Source organism: Phascolarctobacterium sp. (assembly GCF_045124115.1).
In the GTDB taxonomy this organism is placed as follows: Bacteria; Bacillota; Negativicutes; order Acidaminococcales; family Acidaminococcaceae; genus Phascolarctobacterium_A.
The window spans coordinates 1-7,739 of sequence record NZ_JBGVLF010000032.1 but is presented as its reverse complement, the minus strand read 5'-3'; the positions used below and the strand labels follow the sequence as shown (position 1 = coordinate 7,739).

2 protein-coding genes and 1 rRNA gene are annotated in these 7,739 nt (G+C 41.3%); all 3 read right to left on the bottom strand.

The features are described from left to right. Positions 1–88, bottom strand: a 16S ribosomal RNA gene (locus ACJMM4_RS05150); the annotation flags it as partial. A gap of 566 nt (positions 89–654) precedes the next feature. Continuing rightward, positions 655–2,367 (bottom strand): ABC transporter ATP-binding protein, encoded by a 1,713-nt coding sequence (locus ACJMM4_RS05145; RefSeq protein WP_405381857.1) that lies wholly within the window; start codon positions 2,365–2,367, stop codon positions 655–657. A gap of 215 nt (positions 2,368–2,582) precedes the next feature. Next, entirely contained in the window at positions 2,583–7,526 is a 4,944-nt protein-coding gene (locus ACJMM4_RS05140) for a YadA-like family protein (RefSeq protein ID WP_405383411.1), read from the bottom strand. Positions 7,527–7,739: the final 213 nt, after the last annotated feature.

The following is a 7,739-nucleotide window of genomic DNA, read 5'->3' as shown; positions in this document are numbered from 1 at the left end:
GCTCGGTGTTGAACTTTCTCCGTTCGACTTGCATGTGTTAGGCATGCCGCCAGCGTTCGTCCTGAGCCAGGATCAAACTCTCCAATAAAGTTTTATTGAAGAACCGATTTGGCTCTTATTATTTTAAATAGGAATTATGACGTTAATAATTGCTCATTATTCAATCGCAATTATTAACTAAGTTCGCACGTGCAATTCTTCGCTTCGTCTTACGACTCGCGAGCGAATTGGTGCTCACTTATGACTTGGTCTCGTTCTTAACGAACTCGACCCGCACATTCGCTTTTTTAATAGGTTATTGTTCAGTTTTCAAGGTTCATTGTGTGTCGCTTTGTTCGGAGATTCGCTTTCATTTTCGTTGCTGTATCTCAGCGACTTGTATATAATACCATAGTGACCGACTCATGTCAACACCTTTTTTAGCACTTTTTGTAACTTTTTCCACAAAACGCACGGAACAGTTGGCAAAAAGACACGCTTGGCTACAGTTTAGAATAGTGTTAAATATTTTACAAAAAAACATCAATTTATCACATACACCAACATTGGTTACACAAGTCGTCGGAGCAATATATCAATAGAATCTTTCTGCGAACGGAAACCATTAACACAAAAAAGGTAGGATAGCGTAATTGCCATCCTAACTCTTTTAGATTATTCTTTAGCTGTTTCATAAAGTGCCTTATAATTACCGTTCTTCGCCAACAGCTCTTGATGAGTACCTATTTCCGCGATACCGCCATCTTTAAGTACCACGATGCGGTCCGCATCTTCAATAGTAGATAAACGGTGTGCAATAATCAACGTAGTCCTATTGATTGCCAGCTTGTTCATAGCACCTTGGATCTGCTTTTCCGTCCTAGTATCCAATGCAGAAGTTGCCTCATCGAAAACCATTACCGGTGGATTCTTCAAAAACGCTCTAGCAATGGCTAGACGCTGTTTCTGTCCACCGCTCAGTTTGACACCGCGTTCGCCTACCATGGTACCATACCCTTCCGGCAGGCGTTCAATAAATTCATGAGCAGCAGCCTCTTTGGCTGCTTTTTCAATATCGCCGGATGCGGCATCCATCCTACCGTAGGCAATGTTAAAAGCAACGGAATCTGAGAAAAGGAACACGTCCTGCTGCACCAAGCCAACCTGCTGGCGCAACAGCTTTTGACTATAGTTTTTTATATCCACACCATCCAGTAAAATACTCCCCTGTTGCGGTTCGTAAAAACGGAGCAGCAAATTGGCAATGGTAGTTTTGCCTGCTCCCGTAGCGCCCACAAAAGCCACCTTCTCCCCTGCTTTGACGTGCAAGGAAAAATCTTTCAACACAGGCTGACCTTCCAGATAGCTGAAAGTTACGTTATCAAAAAATATATCGCCTTTAATTGCGACACTCGTAATAGCGTTAGGCGCATCTTCTATTTCCGGCTTAACAGCCAACATTTCATAAAAACGATTCAAGCCCGCCATACCCCGCTGATATATTTCCGTAAACACCATCAGGCGCAGAATAGGCTTCATAAACAGATTTACATAAAGGAAGAAAGCAACAAAATCACTTAACGCTAAACGGTCGAAGGCTACCATAACACTACCGCACACCAAAACAGTAAGATTGGTCACATTGGTAAACAAACCTACCACGCCGGAAAAATACGCCAAAATACCGAAAGAACTGCTGCGTACTTCCTTTAGTTCGCTACTTTTTTCCATAAAACGTGCCAACTCTAAATCTTCATTGGCAAAAGTCTTCGCTAAACGGATACCGTTAAGAGATTCTTCCGTACGAGCAGTAAGTTCGCCGGACTTTGCTCTACTTTTGCGAAAAGCAGCTTTCATCTTTTTATTGATAATAATAGCATGCACTGTCTTTCCCAACAGCAAAACGCTAATGATGCCACCCAAAATAGGGTTCATGTACAGCATAATGCCAATAGAACCAAGCATGCTGATACTGCAGACCAAAACATCATTGGGTCCACGGAAGGTAAGCTCGCTGACCTCTACAATATCACTGGTAATCCTGCTCAAAAGCTGCCCTGTCCGTGTATTATCAAAATAGCGGAAGGACAAAGACTCAATATGGGCAAAAATGTCCCGCCGCATATCGTGTTCAATCCCCATACTCATCACATGTCCGTAATAACTAATGCCAAAGACTAAACAAAAGTTAATTAGATACAGTAATAAAAGCAGTCCTGCCCACATAAAAATAGTATCTATATTATTCTGAGGTAGTTCCACATTCAGTACATGGCGCACGATCATGGGAAACAACAAGTCCAAGACAGCGACAACACAGGAACCCAGCATTACGCCAACCAATATAGCTTTATAAGGTCTATAATAATGTAAATATTTTTCTAGCATCGCCTACTCCTTTTCCCTACGATGAGAGATACTCAAGTAATTTTTAGTATATCACGTATGTATAACACTTGCAAGAAATATTATTAATAGCATTTTTATTTTATTTAAATTTAGTTTTTGTACATAGTAAATTACGATAATATAATTAGCCAGCAAAGCGTAAAAAAAGGGCAGCCCGCCGAAGCGGGCCACCCAAAGTTTGGAGTATGATTTAGTTATTTACTAATTTTGTTGCCGTAATGGTCACGTTCATCGCCACCGTTTACACGTACGCGTTCAATCTTATGACCGTCATTGTCCGCACCTTTCACGCGGTCTACACGGATGCGACCCAGTTCAGGTTTGAACTCTTGCATAATTTGTTCGCTAAGTACAGCGCCGTTTTGCATTGCTTTGAACAGCATGGTTGCAAATTCGTAACGGCTCATGGTGCGGTCGCCATTGAAGGTGCCATCAGGATAGCCGTCGATGATGCCTCTTTGTGCCAAGCCTTGAATGTATTCGTATGCCCAGTGATTTTCCGGAACATCGGGGAACATGCCTGCTGCTTTAGCATTATCGGTTTCGTTGGCACCAATCAGCTTAGTTACCAAAGCTGTGAGTTGGGCAACTTGAGCTTTCAAGTCCACGATTTCTCTAGCCATTGCTACTTTGGAGTTGTTCACGTGGTTAGTACGGTCCAGTGCGAAGGATACGCCTGCGTTAACCATGTTTTCACCATTGCCCATGGTACCGCCAACACTCAACATTATCTTTTCATCCGGACGATAGAACGCACCCAAAGCTGCAGCATTTTGGCCGTTGTAGTTACCTACGCCTGCTGCGAAGCTGAGTTTATCATCGGGATCGAAGTCCATGGGATGCAGTGCTGCCAAAGCGGCTGCACCTGCACCAACTTTGTCTACACGGCTGTTGACAGAGTTGAGGTTTTGTTGCAGGTTGTTAATGTTTTCAGCGTTTGCGATTACCTGTTGGTTGGTTTCATAGAGTTGGCTGCCATTTACAGCGTCTGTGGAATCTTTGGAGATTTCGCCATCTTTAACGTTAGTAACTTTGTTACCGCCAGCACTGATACCATTTTCGGTTACAGAAACTGCAGAATCACCACTTCCGATAGTCAGACCAGTATTTCCCAAAGCTACTTTGTCGCCAACTTTAACACCATCTTTATCAATGGTAGTATTGCCAGCAACAGTGAGCTTTTCGGTAACGTTAGCAGTCTTAGTGTCAATACTGTTTAAACCTTTAAGATCAGGATTTAGTTCTACTTTGTAGTTTTTGCCGCCATTCTCTGTAATAGGTGCAGTTTCAGTTACAGTGATGTTAGCACCATTAGTTACAGTAGTATGTTGGCTAGAAGCTTGGCTGATTGCTTGATCCAGCTTAATTGCTGCATCAGTCAAGTCAGTGGCACCACCGATGTAATTATACTTGACGCCCTCTTTTTCAGTAAAGTCTGCATTACCTACTTTTTTATCTACTGCATTAACAGCGTCAACTACATTAGTAGGCTTGGTAACGCCACTGATGTTAAGATTATCAACATCACCTAAGTCAGTTGCAGATGCCACGTCTTGGATAACAACAGCATCTTTGACAACCTTATCACCAACGACCATATCCAACTTAACAGTATTATCGCTACCAACAGTATACGTACCTTCCTTAATGTGTTTTTCATTGGAGGTTACTGTGTTGATTGCTTGTTGCAGTTGGTCTTCTGTTGCTGCTTGACCGCTTACAATGCTGTCAGGAGTCCAAGTTGTATTAGTCAAACCGTTTACAGTACCTGCACCACCATTTACAATTACTTGACCAGCAGTAACAGTAGATCCGTTAATATTGGTTGTAGCGTTGATATCGCCATTGCTAAAGGTTGTGCCGTATTGGTCTACTACTACAGAACTGTTACCGGAAACCAAACCAACACCATCATTAGTTACAGCAAACTTGTTGTTGTTCTTTTGTACTGCAAATCCGTCTGCAGTGCCAACCATTGTTCCATTGTCACCGAAAGTGCTATGGAAGGTACCATCGCCACGAACCAAGAACTTGCCGTCTGCTACGGACAAGGAGCCATCTGCACCCAGTACAAATTTTTCGCCAGCGATTTGACCATTGCTAATGGTTATGGTGCCATCTTTAGAATTTACAACTAAGCTACCTTCTTCGTCTTCGTCACCAAGGACTACGTCTTTCTCAAGGCTTACTTGAACTTCGCCATCTGCTGTTACAGCAGTATCAATGTTCTTGCCACCCACAATTTCGAGTGTTTCGCCTAATTTTTTGGTTACAGTAGCATCTCCATCAGCTTTGAATGTCAGACCTTTGTTAGTCAGATCGGAGGTTGCAGCTTTCAGTTGGTCAACGTTTACTGCATCAGTCCCTGCTGTACCTTTTGCTACGTTATGGATTTGTTGGCCGCCCATACTGATGTTGTTACTTGTCAGGCTGATTACATTGTTAGTACCATTACCGATTGTCAGACCGCTGTTGTTCAATACGCTTGCCCCAACAGTTACACTACCTTGAGCTGTTAGGTCAAGAACATTATTCAATGCTACTTCATAGTTTGTGCTACCATCTTCATTTGTAATAGGGTTAACGATTATATTGCTGTTACTGCTTGAAACTGTACTTACAGTATCGGTATCGTCAAACATTACACCAAACAAACCATTATCTGCTTTGAACTCGTAACGGTTAACCAAGTTTGCAGGTTTGTCGGTAACTTTGGAAGTAACATTAGTGATGCTATACTTGGTGTCGGTATCAACGATAGGAGCAAAAGCGTTGCCATCACTGTCAGTAATTACGTACTCATTTACTACACCTGCAGTATTACCAGTATTAGTACTGAGTTTATATGTAGTATTTTTCAAGCCAGTAATTTCTACATCATCAATACCAGTACCTTTAAGCACAATTTTACCATTATTACCAGCCTTATCATAGCTTACAGTACCGCTAGTTACATAGTAGTCATGCAAACCTGTAATTGCATTTTCTACAACACTACCATCTTCATGAGTCACTTTAACAGTAGCTAATCCATTGGAATATGTAGCCTCGCCACCTGCCACACGCATGTTATCTGCAGCTACGGTAATTTCCTTACCATTTTGAGTTATCGCTACATTTGCACCATTTTTAAAGTTAACAGTGTCACCATTCGTTACTTCTTCTCCAGCTCCGCCATTTACCGCAACCTTCCAATTATTCATAGTACCGGAAGTTACGCTAGACAGATCAACGGATACTGTTCCGCCATCATTACGGGTCAAAGTCAACATATTGGTAGTCTTATCAAAATCAGCATTAGTCGTATAGGTATCAGTATCTTCAAACATTACCCCAAACAATCCATTGTCCGCTTTGAACTCGTAGCGGTTAACCAAGTTTGCAGGCCTATCAGTAACTTTTGAAGTAACATTAGTAATGCTGTACTTGGTGTCGGTATCTACGATTTGTCCAATGGGATTGCCATTACTATCAGTAATATCATATTGCCCTACTGCACCAGCAACTTGAACACTCGGAGCCTTTCTGTCAGATACTGTATAAGTAGTGTTCGTATCAGTATCTACAAACTGGGTTGCTTCTCTTGCGTCACTGATATCTACCAGCTCATACTTACCTTCTCCTGCACTTACCACCTTATACTGGTTGTTCGTGTCAGTAAAGGTCGTCGCAGCTCTTTTATCGTTAATATCTACTAACTCGTATCTACCTTCTCCTGCACTTACTACCTTGTATTGGTTGTTCGTATCAGTATCTACAAACTGAGTTGCTTCTCTTGCGTCACTTATATCTACCAACTCATACTTGCCTTCTCCTGCACTTACTACCTTGTACTGAGTATCCGTATCAAAAATAACTTCACCAGCAGAAGTAGTAGTGGTGCCATCATTTTTCATCAACTGGTACTTTTTAACTACATTGGCAGCATCACCTGTAGCTTTGTTGTTTGCGGCAACAGTGTACTCTGCACCTTCTCCACCTTGAGGAATAGAATAAGTATAGCCATTTACAGTAATAGTAGAAGCAGCACCTTTGTCTACAATTTCACCATTTTTATTAATTTCAACTCTGGAGCCAGTCACTAATTCAATCTTATTCGGTTTTGTAGCACTATCAGAAATAGTAACTTTTGTATCACTACCATCATCCGCTGTTCTAGTAATAGTCACGCCCGGAATAGAATTACCTTTTTTATTGACCAAATTGATAGATTTATTAGTAGTATCAACAGCAACACTTTCAACATCCGCTAAGCTAAGAGTAACGTCTTCATTATGGATATCTTCCAAAATGTTATTGAATTGACCCACAGTCATGCTACCAATAGTTGCATTAGGATCTGTAATTTGCGCGCCCCAAACTGTAGACCAAGTTTTTGCTGTTTCATCATACGCAGTTACTAAAATCTCATTATTTTTACCATAAACAGGACCGGTGTAAACTTCCTGCACCCCAGGTTTAGTCAGAAACACGCCAATTTTACCATCTATGTAATACACATTTTCAAAATTTACTTTTTCGCCCCATTTAGTTTTGTAATACCCACTTGCTTCGTCAAGGTCTACTTCGGAAAAATTAGCTGCGAAGTTGCTTCCGCCTACATCTTGAAACCTGCCATCACGTAAAATATTGTAATTCCAGTCAGAAGGTGTACCTGTACCACCGGAATTAGTAATACCGCCATAGGTATTATAATTTAATTTATGCAATCTATCATTATTTACAGCAGTCGTTACCTCAGTATCAGCCAAGCCATTTTTACCAACAAAAACTAAGCCTGCTTCACTAGTGCTTGCAGACACTTTATACGCATCTAATCTTACAGCGGTGTCAGCGTCATTAAAATACTTATTATTGGTAGCAGTTACACCATAGCCTTCTCGCACCCAATACAAGTCCTTAGAACCATCGGGAATATCAACAGATGTTAAAACATAGCTTACTACGTCAATAGTTTTTGTATCACCAGTTTTATACTTCACGGACCTGCGATCATTAATCGTTCCGTCACTGTTTTTTTTAACACTCTTATATATGGAAAAAGTACCGTCAGTTTCAGCATCTTCAGAAGCAGCACCGGCAATATAGTTACTGCTTGTAGCTTCTTCTAATTCCGCTGCATCAACTTTATTAGTCACCCCCCACAGATCATCACGCCGGTGGCCATCAACACAGCCAACAGCTTGCGAGTGGAGCAGCTTTTGCAACGGTTTGAGGTGGTCCCCTAAAGTTGGACACGTCAAGAACGCAAAAAATTATTTTTGGTTTTCTTGAAAATCGTGTTATTATTATTTTAGGAGGCTCACAATATGGCTAGAGGAATTTTAACAGAAGAAGAAATTAAGATCCTT